Genomic DNA, 15,382 nt, shown 5'->3' with positions numbered 1-15,382 from the left:
CCCGGCCCTGCCCTTTCACGTCGCGGCATCGCCCGGATCAGCCGTCCAGCTTCTCCGCGATCGCCGCCTTGACGCTGTCGATCTCGCCCAGGCCGTCGACGCGGCAGTGCTGACCCTTGGCATAGTAGTAGCCGATCAGCGGCGAGGTCTGCTTGTAGTATTCCATCAGGCGCTTGCGCAGGCTGTCCTCGTTGTCGTCCGCGCGCCGCTTGAACTCGGTGCCGCCGCACTTGGTGCATTTACCGTCGGCCGGGATCGGCTTGGTCAGGTCGTTGTAGACCTCGCCGCAGTTGCCGCAGGTCGACCGGGCGGTGATGCGCTCGACCAGCGCCTCGTCGTTCACCCGCAGCTCGACCACGCGGTCCAGCGTCTGCCCCTCTTCGGCCAGCAGCTCGGCCAGCGCGTCGGCCTGTTTCAGCGTGCGCGGGAAACCGTCGAAGATGTAGCCCCGGTTCGGATCGGCCTCGAGCTTCTCGCGGATCAGGCCGATGACGATCTCGTCGGTCACCAGCTCGCCGCGGGCCATGACCTCGGCCACCTTGTTGCCCATCTCGGTGCCGCTGTCCTTGGCCTCGCGCAGCATGTCGCCGGTCGAGAGCTGAACCATGCCCCGTTCCTCGACAAGAATGCGGGCCTGCGTGCCCTTGCCGGCGCCCGGCGGTCCCAGAAGAATGATGTTCATCGGCGTGCAGGCCCCCTCCGCTTGCGTCCTTTTCCTTTGCCGCGCAGTTGCGACTTCTGAATGAGCCCCTCGTACTGATGGGCAAGCAGATGGCTCTGCACCTGCTGGATCGTGTCCATGGTCACCGAGACCACGATGAGCACCGAGGTGCCGCCGAAGTAGAACGGGATCGCGTATTGCGAGCGCAGGATCTCGGGCAGCAGGCAGACCGCGGCCAGGTAGGCCGAGCCCAGCACCAGCACGCGGTTGACCACGTATTCGAGATGCTCGGCGGTGCGCTTGCCCGGACGGATGCCCGGAATGAAGCCGTTCTGGTTCTTGAGGTTGTCGGCGACGTCATCGGGTTTGAACGAGACGTTGAACGTGTAGAAATAGGCGAAGAACACGATCATCGCGGCAAAGAACAGCAGGTAGAGCGGCTGTCCCGGCCCGAAGTAGGCGAGGATCGTCGACATCACCGGCCCCGAGGAGCCCGCCTGGCTGAAGGTCGCGATGGTCGTCGGCAGCAGCAGCAGCGAACTGGCGAAGATTGCCGGGATCACGCCCGCCGGGTTCACCTTGACGGGCAGGTGCGACTGCTGGGCCTCGGTCATCTTCATGCCCACCTGGCGGCGCGGATACTGGATCGTGATCTTGCGCAGCGCGCGCTCCATGAAGACCACGAACATGATCACCGCGACCACCATCACGATGACCCCCACGATCACCGCCGGCGAGATGGCGCCGGAGCGGCCCGAGGCGAAGAACTGCGCCAGCGCCGCGGGGACCTCGGCGATGATGCCGACGAAGATGATGAGCGAGATGCCGTTGCCGACGCCGCGGGCGGTGATCTGCTCGCCCAGCCACATCAGGAACATGGTGCCGCCGACCAGCGTGATGACCACGGCCGCGCGGAAGTACCAGCCCGGATCGTGGGCGAGGTCGCCCGCCTCGAGCGAGACCGCGAGGCCATAGGCCTGGAACAGCGCCAGCGCCACGGTGCCGTAGCGCGTGTACTGGTTGATCTTCTTGCGCCCCTGCTCACCCTCTTTCTTCAGCTGCTCGAGAGAGGGCACCATGGCCGTCAGCAGCTGCACGATGATCGAGGCAGAGATGTAGGGCATGATGCCCAGGGCGAAGATGCCCATGCGCCCCAGCGCACCGCCGGTGAACATCGAGACCATGCCGCCGATGCCCTGTCCCGCCTGCTCCATGAAGTCGCGCAGGGCGGCGCCGTCGATCCCCGGAACGGGGATGTAGGTGCCCAGGCGGTAGACCAGCAGCAGGCCCAGGGTAAAGAGAATGCGGTTGCGAAGGTCGGTGGCCTTCCCCAGCGCCGCCCAGCTCGTGTTGGCGGCCATTTGTTCCACAGCGGATGCCATGCGGGTCCTCTCTGAGGTGGAAACGCCGCCGAGAGCGCTTTCCGGCTCCGGCGGCGGTCCTGAAAAAACGTGGGGCCTGTGTAAGCGGCATGGAAGCCGCTCACAACCCGCTTATTCTGCCGCTGCCGGTGCCGTGACCTTGAGGGCGCCGCCGGCCTTCTCGACCGCCTCGACGGCCGACTTCGACGCGCCCGAGGTCTCGATGGTCAGCGCGGTGGTCACCTCGCCCTTGGCGAGCACGCGCACGCCGTCCAGCTTGCGGCGCACGAGACCCGATGCCACGAGGCTTTCCTCGTTGATCGAGCCGGCGTCCAGCTTGCCCGCATCGACGAACTTCTGGATCAGGCCCAGGTTCACGATGGCGTAGTTCTTGCGGTTCGGCTTGTTGAAGCCGCGCTTGGGCAGGCGCTGGTAGAGCGGCATCTGGCCGCCTTCGTAGCCGTTGATGGCCACGCCCGAACGGGATTTCTGACCCTTGATACCACGGCCGCCCATCTTGCCCTTGCCCGAACCCGGGCCACGGCCGATGCGTTTCTTGCTCCGGGCGGCGCCCGGGTTGTCGCGCAGTTCGTTGAGTTTCATTGTCGCTTCTCCTTGCCGGATGCGGCCCCCAGCGACGGTTGGGCCGAACGCGGCATATTTCGTGTGTCGGAATCGGACCCCGCAGGGCCACCGGGGGCGTATAGACGGCACCCGCGGGCGGTGCAAGCCCCGCGAGAGGCCCGCCCGGGGCCAAGCCATTGACTTCCGCGCCGTCCCGGCCCATGTAGGCGTCATTGCCGCACCCGCCGCGTGAGCGGGGCAGCGGGCCCGGGCCTCCGCCCGGCAGCGACCCGCACGGCAGACATTCCAATCACATGGTTCCCAGATCACGCGGGGGGTCAGACGCCGCAAAGGGTCTTCCGGCAATCCGGCCGGTGGGCGACGATTCGGCGCCACCCGAGTGACGCCCTGCCCCCGTGGCAGCGGCCCGCTTCTCCATAAGGCAGGCGGCATGTTGCCCCCTGCCCCGAAAGGACATCCTCTTGGATTTCGACATGCTGGGGCTCCCGCCCCGCCTCTCGGCCAACTTGGCCGAACTTGACATCACCGACCCCACGCCGATCCAGACTCAGGCCATTCCGCACGCCATGAACGGGCGCGACGTGATGGGCCTCGCCCAGACCGGCACGGGCAAGACCGCGGCCTTCGGGCTGCCGCTGCTCTCGGCCATCATGCGCGCCGAGGGAAAACCCGCGCCCAAGTCGACGCGCGGCCTGATCCTCGCGCCGACGCGCGAACTGGCAAAGCAGATCCTCGACAACCTGCGCGCCTATGCCCAGGGCACCGACGTGCGCATCGGCCTCGTGGTCGGCGGCGTGTCGATCAACGCGCAGGTGCAGCGCATGCAGCGCGGCACCGACCTGCTGGTCGCCACGCCCGGCCGCCTGATCGACCTGCTCGACCGCAAGGCCGTGCGGCTCGACCAGACCGAGTTCCTGGTGCTGGACGAGGCCGACCAGATGCTCGACCTCGGCTTCATCCACGCGCTGCGCCGCATCGCGCAGCTGCTGCCGACCGAGCGTCAGACCATGCTCTTCTCGGCCACCATGCCCAAGCAGATGGCCGAACTGTCGCGCGCCTACCTGACCGATCCCGTGCGGGTCGAGGTGACGCCCCCGGGAAAGCCCGTCGACAAGATCGAGCAGTCGGTGCACTTCGTGCAGCAGGCCGACAAGTCGTCCCTGCTGATCGAGCATCTCGGCAGCCACCGCACCGACGCGGCACTGGTCTTTTCGCGCACCAAGCACGGCGCCGAACGGCTCAAGAAGCAGCTCGAGAAGTCGGGCTTCGCGGCCGGCTCCGTGCACGGCAACAAGAGCCAGGGCCAGCGCGACCGCGCGCTCAAGGCCTTCCGCGAGGGTGACCTGACCGTGCTCGTCGCCACCGACGTGGCCGCGCGCGGGATCGACATCCCCTCGGTGCGCTACGTCTACAACTTCGACCTGCCGAACGTGGCGGACAACTACGTCCACCGCATCGGCCGGACCGCCCGCGCCGGGCGCGACGGCACCGCCGTGGCCTATTGCGCGCCCACCGAGATGGGCGAGCTGCGCGACATCCAGAAGGTCATGGGCCGCACCATCCCCGTCGCCGGCGGCGAGGCATGGGAGCCCGAGCCCAAGCCGAAGCAGAACCGCCGCGGCGGCGGCGGTGGCGGCAGGCCCGGCGGCGCGCCCAAGGGTCAGCGCCCCGACGGCCCCAAGCGGCGCCGTCCGCGCCGCTCCAAGCCGGCCCGCGCGGCCTGACCGGCCCCGAAACGCAAAACGCCCCGGCCGATGGCCGGGGCGTTTTTCCGTTTGGCAAGTGAGACGAGAACTCAGCCGAGCTCACCCTCTTCGTACCAGCCGCCCATCTTCACCGTGGCGGCATCCCCCACCAGCGAGGCAAACTCCTCGGGGTCCTGCGTCCCGCCGTCGCGGCCGCGGTAGTGGTAGGGATAGACGTAGCTCGGCTTGAACGCCTTAACCGCGTCCGCCGCCTGCTGCGCGGTCTGCGTGAAGGGCAGGTTCATGCACATGAACGCCAGGTCGATGTCCTCCAGCGCCAGCATCTCCTCGACCGGCTCGGTGTCGCCCGAGATGTAGGTGCGGAAGCCGTCCATGCTCAGCACGTAGCCGTTGTCGCGCCCCTCGGGGTGGAAGTTCATCCGCTCCTCGGTGGTGTTATGCGCCGGAATCGCGTCGATGGTCACGCCCTCCCACTCGGTGCTGTCACCGTTGGCCAGCGTCTCGGCGCCGTCCTTCATGCCCTCGGGCAGCATGTCGTGCACCGCCGGGTTGGTGATGAGGTGCACGCCCTCGCCCACCAGCTCGGAAAGCGTGTCCGCGTCGTAGTGGTCGCCGTGCTCGTGCGTGATGAGCACCAGGTTCGGCGCCGGGAAATCGCCGTACTGCCCGGCCCCGCCGACCGGATCGACGTAGATCACGCCAGCGGGTGTCTCCATGACGAAGGAGGCGTGGCTCACCGGGTGAACCGTCACCTTGCCGTCCATGAAGCTGTCGGACATGTGCGCCTCGGCCCTCGCGGCGTAGGGAAGGACGGTGATCGCCCCGGCGCCGGCGGCGGCGGTGGCAAGAAAGGATCTGCGGGTCTGTACCATGATACGCTCCCAGTTGACGTTGGGGTGAGACCTAGGCCGACCGCAGGCCCCGGCAATCACGTTCCGGTCAGCCCCCGGCCGCCGCGCAAATGAAAGGCGCCCCCCGGGATCTCCCGGAAGGCGCCGAAAAACTCTTCGAAGAGTTCTGCAAATTCCTTCGAAGGAATTTGGGCGACGGTCTCAGCCGCGCTCTTCGATGATCTGCACGAGGTGCGGGATCTTGGCGACCATGCCGCGCACGGCGGGGGTGTCCTCGAGCTCGCGGGTCTTGTGCATCTTGTTCAGGCCCAGGCCGATCAGCGTCTTGCGCTGCTTTTCCGGGCGACGGATCGGCGAACCGATCTGCTTGACCACAATCGTCTTTGCCATGGATCAGGCCTCCTCGGCGACCTGGCTCGAATCCGCCGGCGCTTCGTCGCGCTTGGGCAGGATGTCGGCCACTTTCTTGCCGCGACGCTGGGCGACGTTGCGCGGCGACTGCTCGCGCGTCAGGCCGTTCAGCGTGGCACGGATCATGTTGTAGGGGTTCTGCGAGCCCAGCGACTTGGCGACCACGTCCTGCACGCCCAGCATCTCGAAGACGGCGCGCATCGGGCCGCCGGCGATGATGCCGGTACCGGTGGAGGCGGTGCGCATCACGACGCGGCCCGCGCCGTGGCGGCCCTCGACGTCATGGTGCAGCGTGCGGCCTTCGCGCAGCGGCACGCGGATCATCTTGCGCTTTGCCTGCTCGGTGGCCTTGCGGATGGCCTCGGGGACCTCCTTGGCCTTGCCCTTGCCAAAGCCCACGCGGCCCTTCTGGTCGCCCACGACGACGAGCGCGGCGAAGCCGAAGCGCTTGCCGCCCTTGACGGTCTTGGACACGCGGTTGATCGCGACGAGGCGATCGGCGAATTCGGGGGCTTCGTCGCGGTCGCGGCGGCCGCCCCGGCGGTTGTCACGTTCTGCCATACGGCTTCCTTCGGTTCTTCGGCGCCCGGTCGGGCACCCGTTTGGCTCAATCCTGGTGATCCCAGCGGGGACCCCGGATCATCGAGGTGCCTTGCACCTGCACGCCGGGGCCGCCGCATCGGCGCCCCCGGCCAGTTCCCTGAGGTGCATGCGGACACGCACCGCGATCTTCAGAGCTTCAGCCCACCCTCGCGGGCGGCGTCGGCCAGGGCCTTGATGCGGCCGTGGTAGAGGAACCCGCCACGGTCGAAGTAGGCTTCTTCCACGCCGGCCTTCTTGGCGCGCTCGGCGATGGTGGAGCCCAGCTTCTGCGCCGTCTCGACGGTGTTCTTGCCCACGAGGCCCAGGTCCTTCTCCATCGAGGACGCGGAGGCGAGGGTCACGCCCTTCACGTCGTCGATGAGCTGAACGCTGATGTTCTTGTTCGACCGGTGAACCGACAGCCGCATGCGGCCCGCGTTCACCTTGCGAAGCTTGTTCCGGACGCGCAGGCGGCGCTTCTGGAACAGTACACGTTTGCTGTTTGCCATTGTCCGCGTCCTTACTTCTTCTTGCCTTCCTTGGCGAAGATGTATTCGCCCTTGTAGCGAATACCCTTGCCTTTGTAGGGCTCGGGGCGGCGCCAGTCGCGGATGTTCGCTGCGACCTGGCCGACCTGCTGGGCGTTGTGCCCCTCGACGGTCACCTCGGTCGGCTTGGCCGCCGTGATGGTGATGCCCTCGGGGATCTCGAAGTTGACCTCGTGGCTGTAGCCGAGGTTCAGCTTGAGCACCTTGCCCTGCACCTGCGCGCGGTAACCCACGCCCTGGATCTCGAGCTCTTTCTTGAAGGTGTTCTGAACGCCGTGAACCATGTTCGCAACGATGGTGCGGGACATGCCCCACTGCTGGCGCGCGCGCTTGGAGTTGCCGCGCGGCTCAACGGTGACGCTGCTGTCGTCGACCACGATGCTGACATCGTCGGTGGCGGTGAAGCTCTGGGTGCCCTTCGGGCCCGTCACTTCGATGGTCTGGCCGCTGACGGATGCGGAAACACCCGAGGGCAGCTCGACCGGCCTTTTCCCAATACGAGACATGACGTCCCTCCTTAGAATACCGTGCAGAGCACCTCGCCACCGACATTGGCGGCGCGGGCGTTTGCGTCCGACATCACGCCCTTGGGCGTGCTGACAATCGAGACACCCAGGCCCTGGCGGACCTGCGGGATGTCCGTGACGCCCTTGTAGACGCGGCGGCCGGGGGTCGAGACCCGCTGCAGCTCGCGAATGACGGGGGCGCCGTCGAAGTACTTCAGGCTGATGACGAGAGTCGGGTGACCGTTCGCGTCGGTCCCGGTCTCGTAGCCGCGGATGTAACCTTCGTCCGCGAGCACATCGAGCACCCAGCCACGCAGCTTCGACGCCGGCGTGGTCACGGTGGACTTGTGCCGGAGCTGAGCGTTGCGGATACGGGTGAGCATATCGCCGATAGGATCGTTCATATCATACCCTCCCTTACCAGCTCGACTTGACCATGCCCGGAAGCTGGCCGGTCGAACCGAGGTCGCGCAGGGCGATACGGCTGATCTTCAGCTTGCGGTAATAGGCGTGGGGACGTCCGGTGAGCTGGCACCGGTTGTGCAGGCGGGTCGGCGAGGAATTGCGCGGCAGTTTCGCCAGCGTCAGGCGAGCCTTGAAGCGCTCTTCCATCGGTTTGCTTTCGTCGTTCGCGATCTCTTTGAGCGCGGCACGCTTGGCGGCATACTTCTCCACCAGGCGCTGACGCTTCTTCTCGCGTTCGATCATGGATTTCTTGGCCATGTGTCTCGCTCCTCAGGCGTTGAAGGGCATGTTGAAATGCTTCAACAGCGCCTTGGCTTCCGCGTCGGTTGCGGCGGTGGTGGTGATGATGACGTCGATGCCCCAGACCTCGTCGACCTTGTCGAACTCGATCTCCGGGAACACGATGTGCTCCTTGATGCCCATGGCAAAGTTGCCACGGCCGTCGAAGGACGGCTTCACGCCGCGGAAGTCGCGGATGCGCGGCATCGCGATCCCGATCAGGCGGTCGAGGAAGTCGTACATCCGGTCACCGCGCAGGGTCACCTTGGCGCCCAGCGGCATGTCTTCACGCACGCGGAAGCCTGCGATCGACTTCTTCGCCTTGGTGATGACGGCGTGCTGGCCGGCGATGGCGGACAGGTCGTCCTGGGCCGACTTCGCCTTCTTCGAGTCCTTCACGGCCTCGGCACCGCAACCGATGTTCAGAACGATCTTGTCCAGACGCGGGATCTGCATGTCGTTCTTGTAGCCGAACTCTTCCTTGAGGGCCGGCTTGATCGTCTCGCGGAACTGCGTGCGCAGACGCGGGGTGTAGGTTGCGTTATCAAGCATCGATCACGTCCCCCGTGGTCTTGGCGAAACGGACCTTCTTGTCGCCTTCCATGCGGAAGCCCACGCGGGTCGGTTTGCCGTTTGCATCGACGATGGCGAGGTTCGACAGGTCGATCGGCATGGCCTGCGGGATGCGCCCGCCCTGGCTCTGCTGGCTCTGGCGGGTGTGGCGCACGGCCATGTTCAGACCGCCGACGACGGCCTTGCCGGTCTTCGGGCTGACGGACTCGATGGTCCCGGTCTTGCCCTTGTCCTTGCCGGTCAGAACGATGACGTTGTCACCTTTTTTCAGCTTGGCAGCCATCAGAGCACCTCCGGAGCCAGCGAGATGATCTTCATGAAGTTCTTCGCACGCAGCTCGCGAACCACCGGCCCGAAAATACGGGTGCCGATCGGCTCGCCCGAGTTGTTCAGGATGACGGCGGCGTTGCGGTCGAAGCGGATGGACGTGCCATCCTCACGACGGACTTCCTTGGCGGTGCGCACGACGACGGCCTTGCGGACGTCACCCTTCTTCACGCGGCCGCGCGGAATGGCCTCTTTCACCGAGACGACGATGATGTCGCCGACCGATGCGTAGCGGCGATGCGAGCCGCCGAGGACCTTGATGCACTGAACTTTCCGGGCACCGGAATTGTCAGCGACATCCAGATTGGTCTGCATCTGGATCATGTGGTTTCTCCCGACCTATGGGGGTTGTTTTCGTTCGACCCCCCAGGGTTTCGTTCAAACCGAAAAGTTATTCCCACCCCGAAGAGTCGGTAACAACCTCCCAGCGTTTCGTCTTCGACTTTGGTGCGCATTCGATGATCCGCACGAAATCGCCGACGGCGAATTTCCCGGCCTCGTCGTGGGCGCGGTATTTCTTGGACTTCTTGATCGTCTTCTGAAGCACGGGGTGCTTGAAGCGACGCACGACCGAAACGGTGACGGTCTGGGCGTTGGCGGTGGAGGTCACGGTGCCTTGGAGAATACGCTTGGGCATGTCTTACGCCTCCTGAGCCGCGCCGGCGGCCTTTTCGTTCAGAATCGTCTTAACGCGGGCCGCGTCGCGGCGCACCTGGCGCATGCGCGCGGTGTTTTCCATCTGGCCGGTGGCTTTCTGGAAGCGGAGGTTGAAGGCCTCCTTCTTCAGCGCCACAAGCTCGTCCCGGAGCTGATCCGGGGTCTTGGCTCGCAGTTCCTTGGCGTCCATCTGGATCGCTCCTTTTCAACATCACCGGAAGGCCCCGTCGTTAACGCGGGTCACCCTGATTCCCGGTGGAGGTGGATGAGCGGGCCGTATAGGCGGGATTTGCCAGCTTGGCAAGGGTTTCCCGAGCAACCGGCGGGATCGCCGCCCGTCGGCCGTCCGGCCGCCCGCCCGCGAGCCGTTGCGCCGGGTCAATGCGCCGGGTCCCGCGCCCCCGGATACTGCATCGGGTACAGTCATGAAACCGGAGACCCGCCATGTTCGCCCGCCCTGCCCTGATTGCCGCCCTGCTCGCCCTGGCCGCCTGCCAGCCCACCACGCCGACCTCTACCACGCCGACGGGCTCCGCGATGCACACCGAGCTTGATGACCTGCCGCTGACAGCGGGCCTGCGCGCCGAGATCGCCAGCGAGCTCGGCCGGCTGGACAGCCCCGAGGCCGCCAGCCTCTGCACCGCCGAGGAACGCAGCTTCATCCGGGTCAGCGCCATGCTCATGGCGGTCTACCTCGGCGAAGACGAGACGCGCCCCTGGACCGCGCCACAGGAGGCGAAGGTCGCGGCGCTGCGGACCCGCTGGGAGGCCCTTGGCGGGGACAACCGGGACGTCAGCGACAGGTGCCGGAGCCTGCTTCCCGCGATGATGGGCTAGCGCGCGGGGCGTGAAAACAGTGCTTCCCGGAGATCGCGCCTCCCCACAGGGCCGATTTATGCCACAATTGGCCAATTCCAATTGAATTCGGGAGATCGGAATTGCTGTTTCTGGTATTTGGTATGGCCGCTTTGGCCCTCACGGCCGTCGCTTTCGACTGGGACGAGCCGAGCGACTCCCCCGAAGACGACAACGAGGACGCCGGCCCGAACGACACCGAGGACGGCGCCGAGCCCGGCCTCGATATCGTCATGCAGCTCAGCGAAGGCTCGGGCAGCTCCTACGCGCCCGTGACCGGAAGCGAGGGCGACGACACGCTCTCGACCGAACTACTGCTGCGCTACGAAAGCGCCACGCAGGCCGCCCGCGACGTCACGATCGACCTGCAGGACTCGGATGTCACCTGGGACGACGTGGCCTTCGTCGGGGTCCAGACCCCGACCCTGGTGGCGCAGACCTGAGGCGTTACGCGCGGGGCTCCGCCCGTGATCGCTTCAATCGCTCCCCCGGAGCGATTGCCGGCCGAAGGCCGGACCGCTGGGCTCCGCCCGTTCGGAACTCAAACGCTCCCCCGGAGCGTTTGCCGGCCCAAGGCCCGGACCGCGGGGCTCCGCCCGTGATCGCTTCAATCGCTCCCCCGGAGCGATTGCCGGCCGCAGGCCGGACCAGCGATCACTCCCACTTATAGTTGAAGCTGACCGAGATGCGCTCGTCCTCGGCCATGTTCATCGGCACCTCGTGGCGCAGCCAGCTTTCCCAGAGCAGGACGTCGCCCACCGCCGGCGTCTCGTAGACGAAGCTGCGCAGCTCCTCGCGGCAGCCCTTGCGGCGCGCCGGGGCCGCCATCATGAAGCCCAGCCGCGGGTCCTCGAGCTTGAGCGCCGAGGCACCGTCGGGCATCGCGACATAGGTCGTCCCCGAGATCACCGAATGCGGGTGGATGTGCGAGCCGTGGCTGCCGCCCTCGGGCAGGATGTTGATCCAGATGTCCTCGAGCACCAGCCCCTTGTCGCCAAGGTCGAACTCGAGATCCTCGGCAAAGGCCATGACGTGCTTGTCGAGCGATTTCACGAGGTCCGCGAAGATCGGGAAGCGCCAGGGCAGATCGGTCAGCGAGGCATAGGAGGTATAGCCGGGATAGCCCTCGGTCTCGCACCATTCCTGCCCCGCCTCGTCGTCCTCGGCGATGGAATAGCACGAGGCCTCGAGCTCGGCGGGATCGATGGCGGGACCGTGCTCGGAGAGCGCGGCGCGGTAGAGACGGGTGGCGAAGAGCGAGCGAACCTGGGACATGACGCCGATCTAGCCCATCCTTGGCGGCTTGGCGAGAGGGGCAAGGGTTTCTCAACCGGTTTGGGGCAGCTTGCCCGCCATGTCGGGAATCGCCTCCTCGCTGGCCCTGCTGCGCCTCCTCCTCCTGCCGCTGATGCTGGCGCTCGCGGGCCCGGCCCTCGCGCAGGCCCGCGCGCAGCTTTTCGTCGCGCCGCAGGACGACGACCGGGGGCCCCTGCTGCAGGCCGGGCAGCCGCTGTTCTCCACCGGGTCTGCCGCGCCCACGGGCGGCAGTCCCAGCCTCTTCACCGGCAGCACCGGGGGCCGCAGCCTGCTCTCGCGCGCCCGGCTCACGCCCGATCTCGCGCCCGGCCCGCTTGCGGGCAAGGCGGAACGCATCCGCCACATCATCGCCCGGGCCGAGGCCGGGCCGGCAGGCTACGACGCGGTGCAATACGGCGCCCGCATCAAGCCGCGGCGCCCGCCCACGCAGCTGCGCCTGTCCGAAATTTTCGCCTGGATCGACCGCACCCCGGGGCAACCCCATGCCATCGGCCGCTACCAGTTCATTCCGGCCACCCTGCGGCGCCTGGTCGAGGCACTGAACCTGCCCGCCGAAACCCGCTTTTCCCCGCGCGTGCAGGACCGGCTCGCCGACCTGCTGCTGCACGAGGCGGGCCTCGGCGCCCTGCAACGGGGCGAGATCACGCGCACCGCCTTCATGAACAACCTCGCGCGCATCTGGGCGGGGCTGCCCAATTCCTCGGGGCGCTCGCACTACCACGGCTACGCGGGCAATCGCGCCACCATGACCTGGGCCGCCTTCCAGCGTGAGATGGCGCCGATCTTCCCGGGCTGAGAGGCCCCGCCCCGTCACCCGAGCATGAAAAGGCCCCCGCCGGTCTCCCGGCGGGGGCCCATATGAAGTGTCGCGAAGCGCGACTGCCGGCGCTTACCAGTCCTCGCGGACCACGACGCGCGTCTTGATCGGCAGCTTCATTGCGGCCAGGCGCAGCGCCTCGCGGGCGATGTTCTCGGCGACGCCGTCGATCTCGAACATCACGCGGCCGGGCTTGACCTTGCAGGCCCAGCGATCGACCGAGCCCTTGCCCTTACCCATACGAACTTCGATGGGCTTGGCGGTCACGGGGGTGTCCGGGAAGATGCGGATCCAGACCCGGCCCTGGCGCTTCATGTGGCGGGTCATCGCGCGGCGAGCCGCCTCGATCTGACGCGCCGTCACGCGCTCGGGCTCAAGTGCCTTGAGACCGTAGTGCCCGAAGTTCAGATCAGAGCCGCCCTTGGCGTCGCCCTTGATCCGGCCCTTCTGCATCTTGCGGAATTTTGTGCGTTTCGGTTGCAGCATTGTTCAAGCCTCCTCAGCGACGGCCGCCCATGGCGCCGCGCGGAGCCGGACCGTCCTGGATTTCCTGCGACTTGCGATCGCGGGCGGACGGGTCATGCTCCATGATTTCGCCTTTGAAGATCCAGACCTTGATCCCGATGATGCCATAGGGAGTCGAAGCCTCGACGTTGGCGAAGTCGATGTCGGCACGCAGGGTGTGCAGGGGCACGCGGCCCTCGCGGTACCACTCGGTCCGTGCGATCTCGGCACCGCCCAGACGGCCGGCGACGTTCACGCGGATGCCGAGCGCGCCCATGCGCATGGCGTTCTGCACCGCGCGCTTCATGGCGCGGCGGAAGGACACCCGGCGCTCGAGCTGCTGCGCGATGCTCTCGCCCACGAGACGGGCGTCCAGCTCGGGCTTGCGGACCTCGACGATGTTGAGGTGCAGCTCGGAGTCCGTCATCTTGGCCAGCTTCTTGCGAAGCACCTCGATGTCGGCGCCCTTCTTGCCGATGATCACGCCCGGACGCGCGGTGTGCACCGTCACGCGGCACTTCTTGTGCGGACGCTCGATGATCACGCGGGCCACGCCGGCCTGCTTGCACTCGTCGTGGATGAACTCGCGGATCGCGATATCCTCGAGCAGGAGATCACCGTAGTCCTTGGTATCGGCGTACCAGCGGCTGTCCCAGGTGCGGTTGACCTGAAGGCGCATGCCGATCGGATTGGTCTTGTTACCCATTAGGCTTGCTCCTCGATCTGGCGCACCTTGATGGTGATTTCCGAGAACGGCTTGTTGATGCGGCCGAAGCGGCCACGCGCCCGGGGACGGCCGCGCTTCATCACAAGGTTCTTGCCCACGAAGGCCTCGGCGACGACCAGCTCGTCGACGTCCAGCCCGTGGTTGTTCTCGGCGTTCGCGATAGCGGACTGAAGGCACTTCTTCACGTCCACGGCAATCCGCTTCTTCGAGAAGGTCAGGTCGTTCAGAGCCTTGTCGACCTTCTTGCCCCGGATCAGCGCGGCCACCAGGTTGAGCTTCTGCGGCGAGGTGCGCAGCATGCGCAGCTTGGCCATCGCCTCGTTGTCCGCCACGCGGCGGGGATTCTTATCCTTGCCCATGGCTTACTTCCTTTTGGCTTTCTTGTCGGCCGCGTGCCCGTAGTAGGTGCGGGTCGGCGAGTATTCACCGAACTTCTGGCCGATCATGTCCTCGGAGACCAGCACGGGAACGTGCTTGTGGCCGTTGTAGACGCCGAACGTCAGGCCCACGAACTGGGGCAGGATCGTCGAGCGGCGCGACCAGATCTTGATGACTTCGTTCTTGCCGCCTTCGCGCGACTTCTCCGCCTTTTTCAGGACGTAAGCGTCGACGAAAGGGCCTTTCCAAACAGAGCGCGACATGTGTTAGCGACCCTTCTTCCTGGCGTGACGGGAGCGGACGATGAGCTTCTGCGACGCCTTGTTCGTGTCGCGGGTCCGCTTGCCCTTGGTCGGCTTGCCCCAGGGGGTGACCGGGTGACGGCCGCCCGAGGTGCGGCCTTCGCCGCCGCCGTGGGGGTGGTCGATCGGGTTCATGACCACACCGCGCACACTGGGACGCTTGCCCATGTGACGGGTCCGGCCGGCCTTGCCGATGTTCTGGTTGCTGTTGTCGGGGTTCGACACGGCGCCGACCGTGGCCAGGCATTCCTGGCGGACCAGGCGCAGCTCGCCCGACGACAGGCGGATCTGTGCGTAGCCGCCGTCACGGCCGACGAACTGGGCGTAGGTGCCCGCGGCGCGTGCGATCTGGCCGCCCTTGCCGGGCTTCAGCTCGATGTTGTGGACGATCGTGCCGATCGGCATGCCGGAGAAGGGCATGCAGTTGCCGGGCTTGATGTCGGCCTTCGCGCTCGAGACGACCTTGTCGCCGATGGCGAGACGCTGGGGCGCGAGGATATAGGCCTGTTCGCCGTCGTCATACTGGACGAGCGCGATGAAGGCCGTGCGGTTGGGGTCGTATTCGATGCGAACGACGATGCCGTTGACGTCGAACTTGTTCCGCTTGAAATCGACGATCCGGTAGAGACGCTTTGCGCCACCGCCGCGGCGACGTGCGGTGATCCGTCCGGTGTTGTTCCGGCCGCCCTTCTTCGTCAGGCCCTCGGTAAGGCTCTTGACGGGACGTCCTTTGTACAGCTCCGAACGGTCGATCAGCACCAGCCCGCGCTGGCCCGGCGTCGTCGGCTTGTACGACTTGAGTGCCATGCTTTCTGTCTTCCGTTTTCAGACACGGGACCCCGTGGGGCCCGCTATGTGGTCGGCGGGAGATCCCGCCTCGGTCGTAGGGCCCCGAAGGTCCCCGGTGGAACGGCGTGCCCGAAACGGGCACCCCGGACGGCGTTTCCGCCAAAGTCACGCGGCGCCGAAC

The 15,382-nt window shown here is 66.6% G+C and carries 25 protein-coding genes; 4 read left to right on the top strand and 21 right to left on the bottom strand.

Annotation, left to right across the window (positions count from 1 at the left end; translation table 11 throughout):
• Positions 1-37: 37 nt before the first annotated feature.
• From SALMUC_RS01550 to rplO, 3 genes are all read right to left on the bottom strand, one after another.
• Positions 38-682: an adenylate kinase gene (locus tag SALMUC_RS01550; RefSeq protein ID WP_020042476.1), complete on the bottom strand. Its 645-nt coding sequence runs from the start codon at positions 680-682 to the stop codon at positions 38-40.
• Entirely contained in the window at positions 679-2,043 is a 1,365-nt protein-coding gene (gene secY, locus SALMUC_RS01545; RefSeq protein WP_021119691.1) for a preprotein translocase subunit SecY, read from the bottom strand. Before secY ends, SALMUC_RS01550 begins: the two co-directional genes overlap by 4 nt.
• 111 nt (positions 2,044-2,154) lie before the next feature.
• On the bottom strand, positions 2,155-2,625 hold the full coding sequence (gene rplO, locus SALMUC_RS01540) for a 50S ribosomal protein L15 (RefSeq protein WP_020042478.1): 471 nt from the start codon (positions 2,623-2,625) through the stop codon (positions 2,155-2,157).
• Positions 2,626-3,068: 443 nt separating this feature from the next.
• Between rplO and SALMUC_RS01535 the strand changes: the two genes are divergently transcribed.
• On the top strand, positions 3,069-4,331 hold the full coding sequence (locus SALMUC_RS01535; protein WP_020042479.1) for a DEAD/DEAH box helicase: 1,263 nt from the start codon (positions 3,069-3,071) through the stop codon (positions 4,329-4,331).
• A gap of 71 nt (positions 4,332-4,402) precedes the next feature.
• Here the strand turns inward: SALMUC_RS01535 and SALMUC_RS01530 are convergent, their stop codons facing one another.
• From SALMUC_RS01530 to rpmC, 12 genes are all read right to left on the bottom strand, one after another.
• The gene (locus SALMUC_RS01530; protein ID WP_020042749.1) at positions 4,403-5,185 is read right to left on the bottom strand and encodes an MBL fold metallo-hydrolase; all 783 of its coding nucleotides are present in this window, start codon (positions 5,183-5,185) and stop codon (positions 4,403-4,405) included.
• A 180-nt stretch (positions 5,186-5,365) separates the two neighbouring features.
• Positions 5,366-5,554: a 50S ribosomal protein L30 gene (gene rpmD / locus SALMUC_RS01525; protein ID WP_020042748.1), complete on the bottom strand. Its 189-nt coding sequence runs from the start codon at positions 5,552-5,554 to the stop codon at positions 5,366-5,368.
• A 3-nt stretch (positions 5,555-5,557) separates the two neighbouring features.
• On the bottom strand, positions 5,558-6,136 hold the full coding sequence (gene rpsE, locus SALMUC_RS01520) for a 30S ribosomal protein S5 (RefSeq protein WP_020042747.1): 579 nt from the start codon (positions 6,134-6,136) through the stop codon (positions 5,558-5,560).
• 170 nt (positions 6,137-6,306) lie between these two features.
• Entirely contained in the window at positions 6,307-6,666 is a 360-nt protein-coding gene (gene rplR, locus SALMUC_RS01515) for a 50S ribosomal protein L18 (RefSeq protein WP_020042746.1), read from the bottom strand.
• A gap of 11 nt (positions 6,667-6,677) precedes the next feature.
• Positions 6,678-7,211, bottom strand: coding sequence for a 50S ribosomal protein L6 (rplF, locus tag SALMUC_RS01510; protein ID WP_020042745.1), 534 nt, complete (start codon positions 7,209-7,211; stop codon positions 6,678-6,680).
• 11 nt (positions 7,212-7,222) lie between these two features.
• The gene (gene rpsH / locus SALMUC_RS01505) at positions 7,223-7,615 is read right to left on the bottom strand and encodes a 30S ribosomal protein S8 (protein ID WP_020042744.1); all 393 of its coding nucleotides are present in this window, start codon (positions 7,613-7,615) and stop codon (positions 7,223-7,225) included.
• 13 nt (positions 7,616-7,628) lie between these two features.
• Positions 7,629-7,934 (bottom strand): 30S ribosomal protein S14, encoded by a 306-nt coding sequence (gene rpsN / locus SALMUC_RS01500; protein ID WP_020042743.1) that lies wholly within the window; start codon positions 7,932-7,934, stop codon positions 7,629-7,631.
• A 12-nt stretch (positions 7,935-7,946) separates the two neighbouring features.
• Positions 7,947-8,507 (bottom strand): 50S ribosomal protein L5, encoded by a 561-nt coding sequence (rplE, locus tag SALMUC_RS01495; RefSeq protein WP_020042742.1) that lies wholly within the window; start codon positions 8,505-8,507, stop codon positions 7,947-7,949.
• Positions 8,500-8,811, bottom strand: a complete 312-nt coding sequence (rplX, locus tag SALMUC_RS01490; protein ID WP_020042741.1) for a 50S ribosomal protein L24 — start codon at positions 8,809-8,811, stop codon at positions 8,500-8,502. Before rplX ends, rplE begins: the two co-directional genes overlap by 8 nt.
• Positions 8,811-9,179 (bottom strand): 50S ribosomal protein L14, encoded by a 369-nt coding sequence (gene rplN / locus SALMUC_RS01485; RefSeq protein WP_020042740.1) that lies wholly within the window; start codon positions 9,177-9,179, stop codon positions 8,811-8,813. The genes rplX and rplN overlap by 1 nt, the downstream gene beginning before the upstream one ends.
• 67 nt (positions 9,180-9,246) lie before the next feature.
• Positions 9,247-9,492 carry a 30S ribosomal protein S17 gene (gene rpsQ / locus SALMUC_RS01480; protein ID WP_020042739.1) on the bottom strand — a complete coding sequence of 82 codons (246 nt, stop codon included), beginning with the start codon at positions 9,490-9,492 and terminating at the stop codon, positions 9,247-9,249.
• Between the two features lie 3 nt (positions 9,493-9,495).
• Positions 9,496-9,702: a 50S ribosomal protein L29 gene (gene rpmC / locus SALMUC_RS01475; protein WP_020042738.1), complete on the bottom strand. Its 207-nt coding sequence runs from the start codon at positions 9,700-9,702 to the stop codon at positions 9,496-9,498.
• 254 nt (positions 9,703-9,956) lie between these two features.
• On the opposite strand from rpmC, the gene SALMUC_RS01470 reads away from it, so the two are divergent.
• Positions 9,957-10,349: a hypothetical protein gene (locus SALMUC_RS01470; RefSeq protein WP_020042737.1), complete on the top strand. Its 393-nt coding sequence runs from the start codon at positions 9,957-9,959 to the stop codon at positions 10,347-10,349.
• Positions 10,350-10,450: 101 nt separating this feature from the next.
• Positions 10,451-10,810: a hypothetical protein gene (locus SALMUC_RS01465; RefSeq protein ID WP_156883344.1), complete on the top strand. Its 360-nt coding sequence runs from the start codon at positions 10,451-10,453 to the stop codon at positions 10,808-10,810.
• A gap of 211 nt (positions 10,811-11,021) precedes the next feature.
• Here the strand turns inward: SALMUC_RS01465 and SALMUC_RS01460 are convergent, their stop codons facing one another.
• On the bottom strand, positions 11,022-11,642 hold the full coding sequence (locus tag SALMUC_RS01460; RefSeq protein WP_020042735.1) for a TIGR02466 family protein: 621 nt from the start codon (positions 11,640-11,642) through the stop codon (positions 11,022-11,024).
• 79 nt (positions 11,643-11,721) lie between these two features.
• On the opposite strand from SALMUC_RS01460, the gene SALMUC_RS01455 reads away from it, so the two are divergent.
• The gene (locus SALMUC_RS01455; RefSeq protein ID WP_020042734.1) at positions 11,722-12,480 is read left to right on the top strand and encodes a lysozyme family protein; all 759 of its coding nucleotides are present in this window, start codon (positions 11,722-11,724) and stop codon (positions 12,478-12,480) included.
• Positions 12,481-12,573: 93 nt separating this feature from the next.
• Here SALMUC_RS01455 and rplP read toward each other — a convergent pair whose 3' ends face one another.
• Genes rplP through rplB form a run of 5 tightly spaced genes read right to left on the bottom strand, consistent with a single transcriptional unit; the run spans position 12,574 to position 15,219 of the window.
• Complete coding sequence (rplP, locus tag SALMUC_RS01450) at positions 12,574-12,987, bottom strand: 50S ribosomal protein L16 (protein ID WP_020042733.1); 414 nt, start codon at positions 12,985-12,987, stop codon at positions 12,574-12,576.
• A gap of 13 nt (positions 12,988-13,000) precedes the next feature.
• The gene (gene rpsC / locus SALMUC_RS01445; protein ID WP_020042732.1) at positions 13,001-13,711 is read right to left on the bottom strand and encodes a 30S ribosomal protein S3; all 711 of its coding nucleotides are present in this window, start codon (positions 13,709-13,711) and stop codon (positions 13,001-13,003) included.
• Positions 13,711-14,091: a 50S ribosomal protein L22 gene (rplV, locus tag SALMUC_RS01440; RefSeq protein WP_020042731.1), complete on the bottom strand. Its 381-nt coding sequence runs from the start codon at positions 14,089-14,091 to the stop codon at positions 13,711-13,713. The genes rpsC and rplV overlap by 1 nt, the downstream gene beginning before the upstream one ends.
• A gap of 3 nt (positions 14,092-14,094) precedes the next feature.
• The gene (gene rpsS / locus SALMUC_RS01435) at positions 14,095-14,373 is read right to left on the bottom strand and encodes a 30S ribosomal protein S19 (protein WP_020042730.1); all 279 of its coding nucleotides are present in this window, start codon (positions 14,371-14,373) and stop codon (positions 14,095-14,097) included.
• A gap of 3 nt (positions 14,374-14,376) precedes the next feature.
• Entirely contained in the window at positions 14,377-15,219 is an 843-nt protein-coding gene (gene rplB, locus SALMUC_RS01430; RefSeq protein ID WP_020042729.1) for a 50S ribosomal protein L2, read from the bottom strand.
• Positions 15,220-15,382: the final 163 nt, after the last annotated feature.

It is taken from the genome of Salipiger mucosus DSM 16094, from assembly GCF_000442255.1.
In the GTDB taxonomy this organism is placed as follows: Bacteria; Pseudomonadota; Alphaproteobacteria; order Rhodobacterales; family Rhodobacteraceae; genus Salipiger; species Salipiger mucosus.
Note: the sequence above shows the minus strand (reverse complement) of the source record. Positions and strands in the feature narration are given on the sequence as shown.